Annotated in this window: 17 protein-coding genes; 12 read left to right on the forward strand and 5 right to left on the reverse strand. The window is 72.5% G+C overall.

All coding sequences use genetic code 11. The features are described 5' to 3' along the window. Positions 1-82 precede the first annotated feature (82 nt). A complete protein-coding gene (locus HHX30_RS29300) occupies positions 83-274 on the reverse strand; it encodes a DUF5999 family protein (RefSeq protein WP_169985668.1) in 192 nt (63 codons plus the stop codon). Between the two features lie 260 nt (positions 275-534). Here HHX30_RS29300 and HHX30_RS29305 point away from each other — a divergent pair, with 260 nt between their 5' ends. Together HHX30_RS29305 and HHX30_RS29310 are read left to right on the forward strand one after the other, a co-directional pair. Beyond that, the gene (locus HHX30_RS29305) at positions 535-996 is read left to right on the forward strand and encodes a PPOX class F420-dependent oxidoreductase (RefSeq protein ID WP_169985670.1); all 462 of its coding nucleotides are present in this window, start codon (positions 535-537) and stop codon (positions 994-996) included. Positions 997-1,001: 5 nt separating this feature from the next. Further along, on the forward strand, positions 1,002-2,168 hold the full coding sequence (locus HHX30_RS29310; protein WP_211592713.1) for an MFS transporter: 1,167 nt from the start codon (positions 1,002-1,004) through the stop codon (positions 2,166-2,168). Here the strand turns inward: HHX30_RS29310 and HHX30_RS29315 are convergent. Then, positions 2,082-2,840 carry an AraC family transcriptional regulator gene (locus tag HHX30_RS29315; protein WP_311922905.1) on the reverse strand — a complete coding sequence of 253 codons (759 nt, stop codon included), beginning with the start codon at positions 2,838-2,840 and terminating at the stop codon, positions 2,082-2,084. The genes HHX30_RS29310 and HHX30_RS29315 overlap by 87 nt on opposite strands. A gap of 120 nt (positions 2,841-2,960) precedes the next feature. Here HHX30_RS29315 and HHX30_RS29320 point away from each other — a divergent pair, with 120 nt between their 5' ends. Beyond that, entirely contained in the window at positions 2,961-3,125 is a 165-nt protein-coding gene (locus HHX30_RS29320; RefSeq protein ID WP_311922906.1) for a DUF2000 family protein, read from the forward strand. Here HHX30_RS29320 and HHX30_RS29325 read toward each other — a convergent pair. Then, positions 3,109-3,762 carry a GNAT family N-acetyltransferase gene (locus tag HHX30_RS29325; protein ID WP_169985672.1) on the reverse strand — a complete coding sequence of 218 codons (654 nt, stop codon included), beginning with the start codon at positions 3,760-3,762 and terminating at the stop codon, positions 3,109-3,111. The two genes, HHX30_RS29320 and HHX30_RS29325, sit on opposite strands and share 17 nt — an antisense overlap. A gap of 160 nt (positions 3,763-3,922) precedes the next feature. Here HHX30_RS29325 and HHX30_RS29330 point away from each other — a divergent pair, with 160 nt between their 5' ends. The 8 genes from HHX30_RS29330 (at position 3,923) to HHX30_RS29365 (ending at position 14,153) form a co-directional block, all read left to right on the forward strand. Next, a complete protein-coding gene (locus tag HHX30_RS29330; RefSeq protein ID WP_169985674.1) occupies positions 3,923-4,783 on the forward strand; it encodes a GNAT family N-acetyltransferase in 861 nt (286 codons plus the stop codon). A gap of 172 nt (positions 4,784-4,955) precedes the next feature. Next, positions 4,956-6,572, forward strand: a complete 1,617-nt coding sequence (locus HHX30_RS29335; protein WP_169985676.1) for a class I adenylate-forming enzyme family protein — start codon at positions 4,956-4,958, stop codon at positions 6,570-6,572. Positions 6,573-6,637: 65 nt separating this feature from the next. After that, positions 6,638-8,206 carry an NAD(P)-binding domain-containing protein gene (locus HHX30_RS29340; RefSeq protein WP_211592715.1) on the forward strand — a complete coding sequence of 523 codons (1,569 nt, stop codon included), beginning with the start codon at positions 6,638-6,640 and terminating at the stop codon, positions 8,204-8,206. A 5-nt stretch (positions 8,207-8,211) separates the two neighbouring features. Continuing rightward, a complete protein-coding gene (locus HHX30_RS29345; RefSeq protein ID WP_211592717.1) occupies positions 8,212-9,255 on the forward strand; it encodes an alpha-hydroxy acid oxidase in 1,044 nt (347 codons plus the stop codon). Then, a complete protein-coding gene (locus HHX30_RS29350; RefSeq protein WP_169985678.1) occupies positions 9,249-10,604 on the forward strand; it encodes a cytochrome P450 in 1,356 nt (451 codons plus the stop codon). The genes HHX30_RS29345 and HHX30_RS29350 overlap by 7 nt, the downstream gene beginning before the upstream one ends. A gap of 69 nt (positions 10,605-10,673) precedes the next feature. After that, positions 10,674-11,996, forward strand: coding sequence for a cation:proton antiporter (locus HHX30_RS29355; RefSeq protein ID WP_169985680.1), 1,323 nt, complete (start codon positions 10,674-10,676; stop codon positions 11,994-11,996). 100 nt (positions 11,997-12,096) lie between these two features. Further along, a complete protein-coding gene (locus HHX30_RS29360) occupies positions 12,097-12,786 on the forward strand; it encodes a response regulator transcription factor (protein WP_211592719.1) in 690 nt (229 codons plus the stop codon). Next, on the forward strand, positions 12,783-14,153 hold the full coding sequence (locus HHX30_RS29365) for a HAMP domain-containing sensor histidine kinase (RefSeq protein WP_169985682.1): 1,371 nt from the start codon (positions 12,783-12,785) through the stop codon (positions 14,151-14,153). The genes HHX30_RS29360 and HHX30_RS29365 overlap by 4 nt, the downstream gene beginning before the upstream one ends. On the opposite strand, the gene HHX30_RS29370 is transcribed toward HHX30_RS29365, so the two are convergent. Continuing rightward, positions 14,131-14,751, reverse strand: coding sequence for a TetR/AcrR family transcriptional regulator (locus HHX30_RS29370; protein ID WP_311922907.1), 621 nt, complete (start codon positions 14,749-14,751; stop codon positions 14,131-14,133). The two genes, HHX30_RS29365 and HHX30_RS29370, sit on opposite strands and share 23 nt — an antisense overlap. An 85-nt stretch (positions 14,752-14,836) precedes the next feature. Here HHX30_RS29370 and HHX30_RS29375 point away from each other — a divergent pair, with 85 nt between their 5' ends. Continuing rightward, a complete protein-coding gene (locus tag HHX30_RS29375) occupies positions 14,837-15,295 on the forward strand; it encodes a nuclear transport factor 2 family protein (RefSeq protein ID WP_169985684.1) in 459 nt (152 codons plus the stop codon). Between the two features lie 16 nt (positions 15,296-15,311). Here HHX30_RS29375 and HHX30_RS29380 read toward each other — a convergent pair whose 3' ends face one another. Continuing rightward, positions 15,312-16,412 (reverse strand): ThiF family adenylyltransferase, encoded by a 1,101-nt coding sequence (locus tag HHX30_RS29380; RefSeq protein WP_211592722.1) that lies wholly within the window; start codon positions 16,410-16,412, stop codon positions 15,312-15,314. Between the last annotated feature and the right edge of the window lie 109 nt (positions 16,413-16,521).

Genomic DNA, 16,521 nt, shown 5'->3' on the forward strand with positions numbered 1-16,521 from the left:
TCGCCTTCATTCCGGAGCTCGGTCGTACGGGAGGCGCACGGTCCGACACCTCGCCGCGCGCTGTGCTGCCTGGTCCGCTCGCTCATGCGGCACACCCCAGAGACGCGCGGGCGGGGATGCTGCGACCGTCCGGCATGAGCTCGCCGCTGTCGTCGAAGAGCACCACGCCGTTGCAGAGCAGGCCCCATCCCTGCTCCGGGTGGAAGGCGACCAGGCAGGCGGCGTCGCGGTCGGGCGCGTCCGCCGGCGGGCACTGTGGGTGGTGCTGGCACATGATCGGTCCCCCTGACTCTCATGCACTCTTTGAGACGTTTTCAGACTGCCTTCTCGCTCCTTGGGGTGAGGAGGGGGAAAACACCCGTATCGATACCTGTTCGAGGGATACGTAGAGAGTGGGTGGAGGCCAGGTAGACGGCGGGTAAACCCTCGCCCGTGCAGGGAGATCACGTCCCTGGCCCGGCCTCCCCGCGGACCTCGGGGGGAGAGGGCCGCACCTCCCGTGGGCGAGTCCTGGATGGTCATTAGAGTTGTCGCATGAGTCCGAGGATCGCGACCGCCGAGAAGGTGTCCCGTGAGCAGTTGCTCGACTTCGTCCGTGATCGCCACCGGGCGATCCTGATCACGGCGAGACGTGAGGGCGGCCCGCAGGCGTCCCCCGTGTCGTGTGGAGTCGACGCCGAGGGCCGCATCGTCGTGTCGACCTACCCCGAACGCGCCAAGACCCGCAACGCCCGCCGCGACCCCCGGGTGAGCGTGGTCGTGCTGTCCGACGACTTCGACGGGCCGTGGGTGCAGGTGGACGGCACCGCCGAGGTGCTCGACCTGCCGGAGGCCCTGGAGCCGCTGGTCGAGTACTACCGGTCGATCTCCGGCGAGCACCCCGACTGGGAGGAGTACCGCGCGGCCATGGTCCGCCAGGGCAAGTCGCTGGTGCGGATCACCCCGACGTCCTGGGGGCCGGTCGCCACCGGCGGGTTCCCGCCGCGCCTGGCCTGACGCACTTGAGCGGCGCGCGCCTGTGGCCGTTGTACGCCGCAGGGTTCACCACGGCCTTCGGCGCCCACGGCATCGCCGCGAACCTCGCGGTGACGGGTGACGGCGCGGGCGCGTCCCTGCTCCGGCTGGGCGTGCTGCTCGCCCTGTACGACGGCGCCGAGGTCGTGCTCAAACCGGTGTTCGGCACGCTGGCCGACCGGATCGGGCCGCGCCCGGTGCTCGTGGGCGGCCTCGTCGCGTTCGTCCTCGCGTCGGGCGCGTACGCGCTGGCCGCCGGGCCGGACGGCGCCGCGGAGACCTGGTGGCTCCTCGCGGCGAGGCTGGGGCAGGGCGCGGCGGCCTCGGCGTTCTCACCCTCGGCGTCCGCGCTGGTCGCGCGCCTGACGCCCGAGAGCGCGCGGGGCCGGGCCTTCGGCTCGTACGGCTTCTACAAGAGCATCGGCTACACCCTCGGACCGCTCCTCGGCGGGGCGGTCGTCGTGGCCGGCGGCCTGCGGTCGCTGTTCGCGGTCATGGCCGTGCTCGCCGCCGCGGTGGCCTGCTGGGCGGCTCTCGCGGTGCCCCGGGTGCCCCCGCTGCCGCGTACCAGGCAGACCGTGGGCGACCTCGCCAGGCGGCTCGCCGACCACGGGTTCCTGCGGCCGGTGACGGCCCTGGCGGCGGGGACGGCGGCGCTGTCGGTAGGGGTCGGCTTCCTGCCGGTCTCCGGCCGGGCGGACGGGCTCGGGCCCGTCGCGACCGGTGCGGCCGTCTCCCTGCTGGCCGCGTGCGCCGCCGTCGCCCAGCCCCTCGCGGGCCGGGCGCTCGACGCGGGGAGAATCACCGCGGTCCGCGGTCTGGCCGCCGGGCTGCTGCTCTGCGCGGCGGCCTTCGCGCTCGCGGCCGTCCCGGGCGTGGCTCCGCTGGTCCTCGCGGCGGCGACGGCGGGCGTGGGGATCGGGCTGGTCACCCCGCTCGGATTCACCGTGCTGGCGGGCGGCACACCGCCCGAACGTATGGGCCAGACCATGGGGAGCGCCGAGGTGGGCCGGGAGATCGGCGACGCGGGCGGCCCGCTCCTCGTCGGGGCGGTCGCGACCGCGCTGTCACTGACCTCGGGTTACTTGCTGCTCGCCGTCCTGCTTGCCGCCAGTGCCGGGTACGCGGGCAGGCGGGGGCGCGAAGCGGCCTGAGTCAGGCCCGTACGGCCGCCCGGTAATCTCCGGGTTCATGCCGTAACAGCGGACGAACCACCGGGTGAGATGGCTCTGGTCGGCGAATCCCGCATCCGCCGCCGCCTCGCTCAGTGAACGGCCCTGGGCGATCAGCCGCCGGGCCGTACGCAACCGGAGCAGGCGCTGGTAGTCGCTGGGCGCCATGCCGTACACGGCACGGAAGGCGCGGTAGACCGCGAACCTGCTGCGCCCGGTCACGGCGGCGAGGTCGTCGGCGGTGACCTCGGCGCCCGCGAGCAGGGCCGTGTGCAGCGCCCTGAGCCCGGCCGCGAGCTCCGCGTCGCGCACGATGGGGTGAGGAAACAAGGGCGGTCCCGTTTCCCGCCCGGCCAGGTCGCCCAGCACGGCGGTGACGAGCTCCGGCCCGATGTGAATGATCCGGTAGGTGAACCCGAGGGCGTCGGCGGCATGCCCGTCGTGCGGGTCGTCCGGATTGAACGCCATGACCGTGCCCGTCACGCTGGTATGCGCCGCCCCGCGGCAGGTGAACGCCTGGTTGCCCTCCTCGGTGACGCCGAAGGAGTACGTCTCGTGGCTGTGCCGGTGGTAGACGTGCCGGGCCAAGTGGGCGTGCATGGCCTCCAGCGACCGGTCGGGAGAGCGCCAGTAGCGGGACCGGTCCTGTGCCACGGCACTATTGTGCGCGGATCGGCGGCCGCTTGCCCGACCCGGATGGCGCACGAGCGTACAAGACGGTCCGTGCGCCGGGAGGCAGCCTGATGCCCATGCGTTTCGACACCAAAATCGGCCGTGGCCGTCTACATCGAGGAGATGTTCGAGACCGGCAACGACGTGGACAACCGGGCCGCCGTACGGGCCGTCACGGCCGAGGAGATGCCGCTCGTCGGGCTGGCCGTGTACGGCCTCAGGAACGCGGCGGACAAGGTGCTCAAAGGGCTCACCCTGCATCCGTGATCCTCTTCGGAACTCCGAACAGGGGCAGGCAGGGTTCGAGGCCGTGGATCTCGAACCCGTCGGGGGTCGTCCACTCGTCGCGCGACAGCCGCAGCCGCCGCTGCAGCGCGGCCTCGCCCCTGCGCTTCTCCACGGCGAGTCCGTCCTCCCTGTAGCCGAGCCGCCGGGAGATCGCCAGAGACCGTGGATTGTCGACGAAGGCGGACGACGTCGCGTACCGGGCGCCGAGACCGGCGAAGGCGAGGTGCAGGACGGCCGCGCGCATCTCGGTCCCGATGCCCCTGCCCTGGAAGCGCAGGCCGATCCAGGAACCGGTGGCGACCTCCCGGGTGACCGCGAAGTCGCGGGCCCGCATCTCCTGCACGCCGACCACCCGGCCCTCCCACACCGTGACGAAGGAGCAGCTCCAGTCGTCGGGAGACCAGGTGCCCCACTGCCGGAAGTGGATCTGGACGGTCGAGCGGGCGCGTTCGTGCGGCGGGGAGTCCGTCCATGGCACGCCGAACGGCATCTCTGCGGGGTCGTGGACGCCCTCGGCCGCGCGGTCGGCGAGCTCGTCCAGGTCGTCCAGGCCGGGCAGGCGCAGCTCCAGCCGGGGCGTCGTCAGTCTGAGCGCGAAGAGCGGCCAATGTCGCATGGCACGATCCTGACAAGATCCGGAGCGTGCCGGACACCGGTTTTCCCCGGCGCCGTGGCCAGGGGGAAAACCGGTATCCCCAGGGTGGGGGATGCGGTTAGCCTCGGAGGCCGCCACGAGCGCCTGGGCCGTGAACCGGCGCGGACAAGGACGCGCACGTATGCCTGACCCGCTCACCACACCGGCCGCCGAGCTTCCGGTCCGCCGGCTCGGACCCGAGGACCTGGATCGGTGCCTCGCCCTGAGCCAGGACAGGGCCTGGGCCCGGGAGGAGCGCAAGTGGCTGTTCCTCCTGGAGAACGCCGAGGTCTACGCGATCGACGCCCCGTCGGGAGAGCTGGCGGGCACGGTCACGCTGACCCGGTACGGCACGGCCGCGGCGGGCATCGGCATGATGCTCGTCGCCACCCGGTACGGCGGACGCGGGCTCGGCCGCCGGCTGATGACGTATGTGCTCGACACGGCCGGTGACGCGACCGTCTTCCTCTGGGCCACCGAACTCGGCCGGCCGCTGTACGAGAAGCTCGGATTCGAGACGCTGGGCGTGACGGAGGCGCGCGTGGGGCGCCTGCGCCCCGGGGACGATCCCGTTCTGTCGAGGCCGGCCGATCTCGACGCCGATCTCGACGCCCTGCTCGCGCTCGACGCGGAGGTCTTCGGCGCGGACCGGGCCGCACTGCTGGCGCGGCTGTTCGCCTTCGCCGAGGAGGTCAGGGTCGCCGAGGACGAGACGGGGCCGACCGGCTACGCCGTGTCGTGGCGCAGCATGAACACGCTGTTCATCGGGCCGGTGGTCGCCGGCGGCGAGGCGGTCGCCCGCGCGCTCGTCACGGACCTCGCCCGCAACGCCGAGGGCCTGGTGCGGATCGAGGCCGAGCGCACCCGGCCGAGCCTGCTGGCCTGGCTCGGCGAGCGGGGTATGGCACAGGCGTTCTCGACGTCTTTCATGGTCCACGGCGGCAGGCCGCTCCCCGGCGACCGGACCCGCATGTTCGCTCCGATGATGCTCGCGATGGGCTGAACTCTGCAGCTCCCACCGGGCCGCTCCCACGGGCGGCCCGCGGACGCGTTCTGATCCGGCTCTGATCTGTGCCGCCTACGGTCGCGACAGCCGGTGGGACACCGGCCGCCCGCGCCGCGGCGGGTCGTGTCGTCGCCGCGGGCGGGCGCCTCGCGAGACGAAGGAACCGGACATGGACGATCCCGTCATCCGCGCCACGCACCACGAGAGCGGCGAGCCTGCCGACCACGGCGGGCCCGAGCACGCCGCCGGCGCGTTCCCGCACGTGCTGCTGGAGGCGCTGCGCGACTCACCCGGCACCGCCGCCTTCGAGCAGGGCGGCAGGATCGTCTCCAGGGGCGAGGTGCTGAAGCTCATCGGACGCATGGCCGGCGCGATGCGCGACGTGGGACTCGGCCCCGGCAGTGGCGTCGCCGTCCGCACCGGGCTGTCACCGGAAGGGTTCGCCGCCCAGATGGCCGCCCATGTGCTGGGCTGCCGCGTCGTGAGCGTGAAGCCCGGGTACACCCCCGGCCAGCTCGCCGATGTCCTCGGCGTGGGAGTCGACGCCGTGGTCCTCGACCGGTCGACGGCGACACCGGAACTGCTCCAAGCCGCCGGGCCGGCCACGATGCTGTCGCTGGGGCCCGCTCCCGGCGTGGCCGGGGCGGCCGACATCCTGGCCCATACCGGCGACGACGCCTATACCGGCGATGACCGCTTCCCCGCCGTCACGGCGCGCCCGGACGACGCGGCCCTGCTGACCTTCACCAGCGGCAGCACGGGCAGGCCGAAGGGCTGCGTGCTCACCTATCGGGCTCTGGCCGCGCACTGGTCCAGCCATCGCGGCTGGTCGTCGATCGCGCCCGGCTTCGACGAGTCCTTCCACCGCTACATGCTGTTCGGCACGCTGTCCAGCCTGGTGGTTCTGGATTTCCTGGCGCCGTGCCTGCTCGGCGGCGGCACCGCGGTGATCCCCGATGAGGACGGCCGGCCGCTGTTCCCGTACGCGATCGAGCGGCACCGGATCACCGGCGCGATCGTGACCGTGCCCCGGCTGTGTCAGATGCTCGACCTGCTCCGTGAGGAGCCGGTCGACGTCGGCAGCCTGCGCGCGCTGACGGTCTCCGGATCGTCCGTCAGCCCGCATCGGCTGCTCGAGGCGCTGGACCGGCTGGGCCCCGTCGTCTACGTGGGGTACGGCGCGACCGAGGCCGGGGTCATCTCCATGCTTCCTCCCGGGGAGGGCCACGACGCGCCCACCTCGGTCGGACGCCCGCACCCCAGCGTCGAGATCAGCGTGCGCGACGAGGAGGGCCGCCCGGTCGCCACGGGACGCACCGGCGAGATCCACGTGCGCGGCCCCTTCCTGATGGCGGGCTACTGGAACCAGCCGGAGGAAACCCGCGACGTGCTGCGGGACGGCTGGCTGCGCACCCGCGATCTCGGGCACCTCGACGAGACCGGCCTGCTGTACCTGGCCGGCCGGACCAGGGACGTGATCATCGTGAACGCGATCGTCGTCTATGCCGGGCCCATCGAGGGGGCGCTGGCCGGCCACCCCGACGTGGCCGAGGCGTACGTGACCGGCGCGCCGGACGAGCGGACCGGAGAGGCCGTCCACGCGTTCGTGGTCCCCGCTCCGGGCCGCACTCCGGACCACGCCGCCCTGGCAGAGCTGGTACGCGCCGAGCTCGGCGCGGACAGCGTCCCCCGGACGATCACGACGGTCGCCTCCGTGCCGGTCGCGCCGAGCGGAAAACCGGACAAGCGTGCCCTGCTGGAGCGGCATCTGTCCACGGCGCTCTGATCCATCTCTGAGAATCGCCCGCCAACACTGGTGAAACTTCAACCATCCCAGTGAGGGAGGCGTCAGTGCCGGACAACATCCTGGACTACCTGGTGGTCGGCGCCGGACCGGCGGGCCTGCAGATGGGTCACTTCCTGCACCGGGCGGGGCGCGCCTACCGGATCCTCGAGGCGGCGCCCGAGCCCGGCGCGTTCTTCCGGACCTTCCCCCGCCATCGCACGCTCATCTCCATCAACAAGAAGCACACCGGATGGGACGACCCGGAGCTCAACCTCCGGATGGACTGGAACTCGCTGCTCTCGGACGACCCCCGTCTCCTGTTCACCCGCTACAGCGACCGTTACTTCCCCGCCGCCGAGGACTTCGTCCGCTACATCGAGGACTTCGTCGCCCTCCAGGGCCTGCACGTCACGTACGACGCGCGGGTCACCGAGGTCGCGCGCCCGGACGCCGAAGGCCCCTTCCTCGCGACCGACGAGTACGGCCGGACGTACCGGGCGCGGCGGGTGATCGTCGCGACGGGGGTCTCCCGGCCCAACGTCCCGCCCATCCCCGGCATCGAGACCGCCGAGCAGTACAGCACCCACTCGACCGATCCCGCGGACTACACGGACATGCGGGTGCTCGTCATCGGCAAGGCCAACTCGGCCTTCGAGACCGCCGACAACCTCATCGAGACCGCCGCGGTCGTCCACGTGGCCGGACCGCACCCGGTGCGCCTGGCCTGGCGGACCCACTTCGTCGGGCACCTGCGCGCGGTCAACAACAACTTCCTCGACACCTACCAGCTCAAACTGCAGAACGCCGTGCTGGACGGCGACGTCAGGAGGATCGAGCGCCGGGCCGACGGCTCCTACCTGGTGACGGTGGCCTTCGTCCGGGCCGACGAGGTCACCAAGGACATCCCGTACGACCGGGTGATCGTCTGCACCGGCTTCCGGTTCGACGCCTCCATCTTCTCGCCCGAGTGCCGTCCCGATCTGGCGATCGGGGACAGGTTCCCCGCCCTGACCCCGGCGTACGAGTCGGTCAACGTGCCAGACCTCCACTTCGCCGGGACGATCACCCAGTCGCTCGACTTCAAGCGCGGCACCAACGGGTTCATCCACGGTTTCCGGTACGGCGTACGCGCCCTGCACCGCATGCTGGAGAACAGGCATCACGGCGTCCCCTGGCCGGGCCGCGACCTCCCCGCGGATCCGGACGCGCTCGCGGCGGCCGTGCTCGAACGGGTCAACCGCAGCTCGGCGCTGTGGCAGCAGTTCGGGGTGCTGGCCGACGTGATCGTCCCGGACGGGCTCGGCGGCATGCGCTACCTGGAGGAGCTGCCGATCGACCTGCAGGGTCCGCCGATCGGCGACGCGGGCCACTTCGCGATCACCCTGGAGTACGGCCCGCACCACGACCAGGTCGACCCCTTCGATCTCTCGGTGGGGCGGATCAGGCAGAGCGACGCGGAGCGTGCGCACGAGGGCCACTACCTCCACCCCGTCGTACGCCGCTATCGGGGCGGTGTCGTGGAGGCCGTCCACCACGTCACCGAGAACCTGGAGAACGACTGGACCTCGGATGAGGTGCACCTGCGCCCGCTCCGGGATTTCTTCACGCGTCAGAGCCTCCCGGTCTCGGTGTGACGGCCGTGCTGACGACCACCCGGGAGTTCGAGGCGGCGGCGCGCGACCGGCTGGACCCCGCCCACTACGACTACTTCGCCGGCGGGGCCGGCGACGAGGTCACCGTGAAGGCCAACGAGGCGGCGTTCGCCCGGCTCGCGCTGCTGCCGCGGGTCCTTCGCGGCGCGGGGAGTCCGCGGATCGGGGTCACCCTGCTGGGCAGCCGCGCGGAGATGCCGGTGCTGGTGGCGCCGACCGCGTTCCACCGGCTCGCCGACCCCGAGGGGGAGAAGGCCACGGCCCGCGCGGCGGCCGCCGCGGGGACCATCATGATCGTCAGCATGGCCGCCACCGTCGCCGTCGAGGACGTCGCGGCCGCGGCGCCGGGCGCCACCCTGTGGTTCCAGCTCTACGTCCAGCCCGACATGGCCTTCACCGAGGCGATCGTCCGGCGCGCCGAGGCGGCCGGGTGCGCGGCGCTGGTCGTCACCGTGGACTCCCCCGCCCGTGGCCGCAGGGATCGGGATGTGCGCCGCGGCTTCGACGATCTGCCCGAGGGCATGCGCTGCGAGAACCTGCGCGACGGCGACGCCGAGTCGGTGCGGCCGATCGTCATGTCGCCCGCGATCTCCTGGGAGCACGTCGATTCGCTGAGGCGGATGACGCGGCTGCCGATCGTGCTCAAGGGCGTCACGCACCCCGCCGACGCGCGCCTCGCCCTGGACCACGGCGTGGCGGCGCTGTACGTCTCCAACCACGGAGGGCGGCAGCTCGACACGGTCCCGGCCACCGTCGATCTGCTGCCGGAGATCGTGGCCGCCGCCGGCGGGGCCGTACCGGTGCTGGTGGACGGAGGGATCCGGCGCGGCACCGACGTGGTCAAGGCGCTGGCGCTCGGCGCGACCGCCGTCGCGGTCGGCCGTCCGGTGGTCTGGGGCCTGGCGGCGGACGGCGAGTGCGGCGTGGCCCGCGTGCTCGGGCTGCTGCGGGACGAGGTCGAGCACGCGCTCACTCTGTGCGGCCTGGCCTCGCCGCGCGACCTGGAGCCGGGGCTGGTGCGGCGATGCTGACGGCGGTGTGGGTGGCGCTGTGGGTGGCTGGGGCCATCGTCGTGATCAGCCTGCCCCGGTGGCTCCCCGGGCGCGTCGTCGCGCTGCGCGGGTGGGTGTTCACGAGGATCAACGGCGAGGAGAGCATCGCGGTCCCCGGCGACCTCGTCGGCGTCGACCGGTTCAGGGAGATCTACTCCCACCCGGCGGCCTCCGGCCGCAGCGAAGGAGCCGTCCTGTCCGACCTGTTCTGGTACTGGCTGTCGCCCGGGCCCGAGATGCACCAGGAGCACCTGGAGGCGGGGGAGCGGTACGACGCCGTCGCCCTGGCCACCCGCCGCATCCTGTCCCTGCCGCGGGCGCAGGTGGAGGAGCTCACCCGCCGGTGCGTCCGCCGGGCACTGGAGGGCGGGCGCGGGCTGGTCCGGCTGCGCGATCTGATGATGCCGGCCTGGGCCGAGTTCTCCTACGAGCTCGTCTTCGGCGAGCCGTGCCCGCCGCAGGTCCGTGACCTCATCGTCGGCAACGCGAACGACGTCGTGACCGCGCTCAAGTGCTGTGGCCTGCGGCACATGGACCGGCGCGACCGGCTGACCGCCTATCTCGTCGAGTCGCTGCCCAGGGTGAGGCACGAGCTCCCGGCGGGCCTGACACCCCGGGAGCAGGCGCTGTATCTCCATGGGGCCTTCTTCACCACCGCTGTCGTGCAGATGTCGGAGGCCATGGCTCACGTGCTGATGGCCCTGGCCCAGCATCCGGACGTACAGGACAGGGCGCGGAGCGGCGACGACCACTACCTCGACCAGGTGATCGCGGAGACGCTGCGGCTCTACCCGCTCTTCGGCATCGCCCACCGCGTCACCAAAGGCGACATCCCCCTGGGCGAGGGGATCGCCATCCCGGCCGGCTCGGTGCTGTGCTTCGACTACCCCGCGTTCCACCGCTCGGGCTTCCCCGATCCGGAGCGCTTCGATCCCGGCCGCTTCGCCCCCGGGCACACCCCGGTCAGGGAGCTCAACCACATCCCGTTCGGCATGCCGGCGAACCGTCCCTGCCCGGCGTGGCGGCTCGCGCCGCTCGCCATGCGGGTCGCGACGCGGGAGGTCCTGCGGGCGTACGCGCTTGACACCACCGCGGGGCACACCCGGTCGCTGCCCAACCGGGGACCGTGCCTCCTCACCCCGACGGCCGCACGGCGCGGGCCGGGACGGCGCCTGACGCTGCTGTCCATGCGCCTGCGGGACGGCTGGGAGGACGTCTGGCGCAGCCTCGTGCAGCTCGTCCTCGGCACGTACATGGTGTGGGACGCGCGCCGGCTGCGTCTGTGCGAGCGCCACTTCACCCGCGACGCCCGTCCCGAGGGCACGTAGACGACCGGCCGATCCCAGGCCCGACCACGAGCGGAGGCACATGCCATGCCCGTTCCGGCCCTCCTTTCAGTGGAGGCGCACACTGCCGACCCCAACCTGGAGCTGGCCCTCAGGGTGTTGCCGGCCCTGGCCGTCATCCTGCTGGCCGCGGCGCTGTGCGGCCGGCTGGCCACTCTGGTGATGCAGCCGCGCGTCGTCGGCGAGATGGTCGCCGGCGTCCTGCTCGGGCCGACGCTCCTCGGCGCGCTGTTCCCCGGCGCCCAGGCGGCCCTGTTCCCCGCCGAGGTCAGACCGGTCCTGTACGTGCTCAGCACCCTCGGCCTGACGTTGTACATGTTCCTGGTCGGGGCCGGAATGGACCACGACGCCCGGGCGCCGGGCGAGCTGCGCAAGGCGAGCGTGCTGGCGGCGTCGGGGATCGGCTCACCGCTGGTCCTCGGCGGCGCCGCCGGTCTCGTCCTGTGGGACCGCCTCTCCCGGCCGGACGTCGGCCGGATCGAGTTCGCCCTGTTCCTCGGGGGAGCGCTGTCGCTGACCGCGTTCCCCATGCTCGCCAGGATCCTGTACGAACGCGGGCTGCAGAACACCCGCATCGGCCGGATCGCCCTGCTCGCCGCCTCCATCGACGACGCCGTGGCCTGGTGCCTGCTCGCCGCGTTGTCGGCGGCGCACCTGGGCGGCGGTCCCGGCGACACGCTGCGCACCATCGCCCTGGCAGGGGTGTTCGCGGCGGTGATGCTCGGGGTGGTGGCTCCGCTGCTGCGCCCCCTGGGCCGCCGCGTCGCGCGTACCGGGCGCCTCGGCGCCGGCGCCGTGTACGTGATCGTGCTGGTGCCGCTCGCGGCCGGGTGGATCACCGACGCGATCGGCGTCTACTCGGTGTTCGGCGGCTTCGTCGCCGGGTTGTCCATGCCGCGCGAGCCGGCGTTCCGCGCCGCTCTGCACGACCGGATGATGGATGTCGTATCGACCCTGCTGCTGCCCGTCTTCTTCGCGTTCTCGGGGCTGAACACCCATCTCGGCGGCATCGCCGGGGGCTCGGCGCTCCTGGCGTTCGCGCTGATCCTGACCCTGGCCTTCTGCGGGAAGTACTTCGGCTGCTCGCTGGCGACACGGGCGCTGGGATTCGGCTGGCGCGAATCCTGGGCCATGGGCGCGATGATGAACGCCCGCGGACTGATGATCCTCATCTTCATCAACATCGGCCTGGCGCAGGGAATGATCACGCAGGAGCTCTTCGCGATGCTCGTCCTCGTGGCCGTGCTCACCACCGCGGGGGCCCTGCCGCTGTACAAACTGGCGCTGCCGGAGCGCCACGAGCGGGCCGATGCGGGAAGCGTGGGTAGTGCGCCCCGGATGGGTGCGGCGGCGGGAGAAACCGGTTTCATTTAATTTCACCGGAGAGTCGGACATTCGTGGAATATAGGGCGATTTCCCTGGAGTGAAATTCCGAAGTCTGGATATCTCCTGATATCGGTGACACGGTTGTTCGGTGGCACGGATACCGGGGACATCCGAACCGCGCTCCCGGCGCCTGCTGCTCGTGGAGGACGACCGCGAGCTGGGAGACATGCTGGTCGAGGTGTTCACCGACCAGGGCTACACGGTCGACCTGGCGCTGGAGGGCCAGCGGGGCCTGCACCTGGCGCTGAGCCGCGGCTACGACGCGATGGTCATCGATCGCGGACTGCCCGTGGTCGACGGGCTCGATCTGCTGCGGCGGCTGCGCCGCCAGGCGGTCACCGTACCGGTGCTGATGCTCACCGCCTTCGGCGCTCTCGCCGACCGGGTGACCGGACTCGACGCGGGCGCGGAGGACTACCTGGTCAAGCCGTTCGAGATCGACGAGCTGCTGGCCAGGGTGCGCGCCCTGCACCGCAGGAACCTGGACCAGGCGACGCTGCTGCCGCTCGGCGCCGGCTGGCTCGACTCCGCGTCCTGCGTCGTACGGCTGCCGTCCGGCGAGCAGGTGACACTGTCCGGCCAGGAGTGCCGGCTGCTCCACGCGCTGGCGGCCCGCCCCCGGCAGGTGCACACGCGCACCTCGCTGCGGCAGCGGGTCTTCGACGGCGCCAGGACCGAGTCGATCGTGGACACCTACGTCTACTACCTGCGCACCAAGCTGGGGCCCGGCGTCGTCCGTACCGTGCGGGGCGTGGGGTACCGCCTGGGTGAGCTGTGAAGACGACACGGTCCTTCGACCCGGAGCGGCGCCTGCTCATCCGGACCCGCCGCCGGATCACCGCGCAGGTGGCGGCCGTGTTCACGCTGGCGATCGCCCTCCTGGGCACGCTGGTCTACTGCGTGGTGGCCGACGCGCAGGACGCCACCGCCCGGCGCGATCTGGCCGTGGCCGCGATGTCGGCCCCGATGGACCACCCGCCGCCCTGCGTATGGCTGTTCGAACTCCGGGCGGACACCGTGCGAAGATCCCCGGGGGCGCCGGAGGGCCTGCCGGTGCGCGAGACACTCGACCGGGTCGCCGCCGACGGCCGCACCCGGGTCGACGTCGCGGAAGTCGGCGGCCATACGTACCTGGTCCGTACGCAGCGGCGCGGCGACGTGCCCCTGCAGGCGGTGATGGACCTGTACTACCCCGTCACCGAGCGGCAGCGGCTGCTGCGCACGCTCTGCGCGGCCGAGGTCGCGGCCCTGCTGGTGGCGTTGCTGATCGGCCAGGTCCTCGCCCGCCGGGCGATCGCGCCGCTGGGCGAGGCCCTCGACCGGCAGCGCCGGTTCACCGCCGACGTCAGCCACGAACTGCGCAGCCCGCTGACCCGGCTGCACGTCCGTGCGCAGCTCGCCGCCCGGCGCCTGAGACGGGAGCCCGATCCTCTTCTCGTCGTGGGCGACGTCGACCGGCTGGTCACCGGCATCGGGCAGCTGGGCGAGGTGATCGAGGACCTGTTGCTGTCGACCCAGCTCAGGCAGAGCCGCCGGCCGTTCGGGTCCGCGGACCTGGCCGCCCTGGCGGAGGAGGCGGCCGACGCCGAGGCGGCCCGCGCCGGGCAGCGCGGGGTGACCATCGACCTGCGGCGAGATCCCGGCGATCACGTCGTGTGCGGAGCGCCGTCCGCGCTGCGCCGGGTGATCTCCGCGCTCCTCGACAACGCACTCCGCCACACCTCCACGGGCGGCCACATCTGGGTGAGCGTGTGTTCGGGGCCGCAGACCGTTCAGCTCAGTGTGCGGGACGACGGCGTGGGGCTGGACCCGCGTGACGGCGAGCGCCTGTTGGTCAGGCATGTCGGCGCGCCCCACACCGGAGGTCTCGGCATCGGCCTGGCTCTCGTGAGCGAGGTGATGACCGCGCACGGCGGCGCGATCGACGTGGACGGGCGGCCGGGAGCCGGAGCCACCTTCACCATCCGTCTCCCTCGGGCGGCGCCGGACCCCGCTCCGCGCCTCTCCCGGATCGATCTTCCTGCCCCGGCGGCCGCGGAGCGAGACGAACAGAACGCCGGAGGCGACCGCCTCCGGCCCCGGCGACGCCTGCCTGTAGTCCTCCGCGGATGGCGGAGCGTGCTCACGAGGGCCAACGCGCGGTGAGGGGATGATCGGGCGCGGCCGCGGCGTCGAGCAGCGCACGGGCGGCGGACCGGGCCCGCTCCGCGGGGTCGGCGGCCGTTCCCATGGCGGCGGCGACGATGGCCCCCTCCACCAGCAGCAGAAGCTGGTCGGCGAGCAGGTCCGGATCGGCGGCCCCCGCCTCGGCCGTGAGCGTGCGAAGCCTTCCCCGCAGCGCGTTCTTGTGCGCCCGCGCCGCCGCCACGACGGGCGGTGACGCCGGGCCGAGCTCGCCGAAGGCGTTGACGAACGCGCAGCCGCGGAAGTCGGCCGTGCCGAACCACTCGGCGAGGAAGCCGAAGACGGCGAGCACGCGCTCGCGGGGCTCCCCGACACGGCCGAGATGGTCGGCCAGGGCGTCGTTCCACCGTCGGTCGCGATGTTCCAGGTACGCCTCCACCAGCGCGTCCTTGGAGGCGTAGCACTGGTAGAGCCGCTTGAGCGAGACCCCCGCGGCGTCGCGGACCTGGTCCATGCCCACGGCCTGGATGCCCCGCGCGTAGAACAACCGCTCGGCGGCGTCCAGGATGCGCCGGCGCGCCTCTTCTCCGTCCATCCGCACCCGTCGGGTCCCGTCCACCCGCCCCTCCTCACCGAGGAAAACGCTCGTTCTCTACGATACGTAGGGAGAACGATCGTTCTCCCGTGTTGGAAGGACAGCCACGATGAGCACACGCCCACCGCTTCCGCCGTTCACCGAGGAGACCGCCAGGCAGAAGGTCCAGGCCGCCGAGGACGCCTGGAACACCAGAGACCCGGAACGCGTCGCGCTCGCGTACACCGAGGACTCGGTGTGGCGCAACCGATCGGAGTTCCTGACCGGACGCGAGGAGATCGTCGCCTTCCTGCGCCACAAGTGGGAGCGCGAGCAGGACTACGCCCTGCGCAAGGACCTGTGGACGTTCGGCGGCGACCGCATCGCCGTACGGTTCCAGTACGAGTGGCACGACGCCGACGGCCGGTGGTGGCGCAGCTACGGCAACGAGCTGTGGGAGTTCACCGCCGAGGGCCTGATGAGCCGCAGGGAGGCGAGCATCAACGACGTGCCGATCGAGGAGAGCGAGCGGCGCATCCGCGGGCCGCGCCCCGAGTCCGAACGCGGCGCCGGCCTTCCGCTCGCCTGACCGTGGCCCGGGCGTTTCACCGGGCCATGCTGCCGAGGGACTCGGCGCGGAGCGCGTCCGGCGAGCAGGCGGGGCAGTCCGGCGCCCCGGGATGACGCGTGTAGACGTGCTGGTCCGGGGCCGCGAGGTTGATCCCGGTGACGTAGCTGCCCGAGGTCGCCGGGATCCCGGTCAGGAACGCGACGACCGCCTGGGCGGTCAGATGGCCCGACACCCCGGCGGAGGGCGCGATGGCGCCCGGCCCGCCGAGGTCGACGGGGATTCCGGGCGCGAGAGGGGCGTCGACGCTCGCGGTCAGGCACTCGTAGCACGGGCCGCCGGGGGTGAAGGCCGCCACGCTCACCAGCGGGCCGTTGTAGCCGCCGAGCGCCCACGGGATCTTCTCCGACAGACAGGCCCGGTTGGCCCAGACGCGGATGCCGCCCCTGCCCGCGGGCTCGTCGGCGCACATCGCCACCGCGTCGAACCCGCGTACGAGGTCGAGCATGTCCTCCTCGCACTCGACCGGCCGGGCCTCCGCGGTGACGCGGACGGAGGAGTTGACCTCGGCGAGCCGGGCGGCGGCCACGTCCACCTTGGGACTGCCGATGTCGGACTCCCGGTAGAGGGCCTGGCGGGTCAGGTCGGGCAGCTCGACCGGGTCGCGGTCGACGCAGTGGATCTCGCCGACGCCGCACGCGGCGAGCGCCCAGGCCGTGTGGCTGCCGGTCCCGCCCAGGCCGAGGACGAGCACACGGGAGCGCTTGAGGCGGACCTGCGCCTCCCAGCCGCGCTCGGGGCGGGTGGGGTCGGCGTCGCGGAAGAACGCCGCGTTGCGCGAGTAGCGTTCGAGTTCCCGCAGGCTGAGCTCCTCGGGCCGCGGGCCGGCGGCGTCCTCCACACACCCCGAGTTCAGCAGGAGGTCGACGACGTCGGCCGCCTCGGCCTCGGTCAGCCCCGGGAACGCGCGATGCAGGCGGGCGACGACCTCTTCCGGGGTCCTCGTGCCGTCCATCGCCTTCAGGGCCGCCCAGGCGTGGCCGTCCGGATCGCTGATCTCCGCTGTCACGCCGTTGACCGATCCGCCTATCCGGATCCGGTCGTTGCCGTACCTGTGGGGGCGGTGCTGGGCTTTCACGCGGGGCAACCGCAAGGGGACCTCTCGGCATCGCGAGCGGGACAAGAATCGACAGGTGGATCTTTCTGTAAGTGTCCGTCTATGTCAAGACTCTGGATGGGCGGCCGAG

Source organism: Microbispora sp. H10836, from assembly GCF_012999525.1.
GTDB lineage: Bacteria > Actinomycetota > Actinomycetes > Streptosporangiales > Streptosporangiaceae > Microbispora.

Bases quoted from the DNA above. Each gene is read 5' to 3' on its own strand.
- HHX30_RS29335 (WP_169985676.1), top strand. From the start codon at position 4,956: ATGGACGATCCCGTCATCCGCGCCACGCACCACGAGAGCGGCGAGCCT.
- HHX30_RS29350 (WP_169985678.1), top strand. From the start codon at position 9,249: ATGCTGACGGCGGTGTGGGTGGCGCTGTGGGTGGCTGGGGCCATCGTC.
- HHX30_RS29330 (WP_169985674.1), top strand. From the start codon at position 3,923: ATGCCTGACCCGCTCACCACACCGGCCGCCGAGCTTCCGGTCCGCCGG.
- HHX30_RS29300 (WP_169985668.1), bottom strand. From the start codon at position 274: ATGTGCCAGCACCACCCACAGTGCCCGCCGGCGGACGCGCCCGACCGC.
- HHX30_RS29375 (WP_169985684.1), top strand. From the start codon at position 14,837: ATGAGCACACGCCCACCGCTTCCGCCGTTCACCGAGGAGACCGCCAGG.
- HHX30_RS29325 (WP_169985672.1), bottom strand. From the start codon at position 3,762: ATGCGACATTGGCCGCTCTTCGCGCTCAGACTGACGACGCCCCGGCTG.
- HHX30_RS29305 (WP_169985670.1), top strand. From the start codon at position 535: ATGAGTCCGAGGATCGCGACCGCCGAGAAGGTGTCCCGTGAGCAGTTG.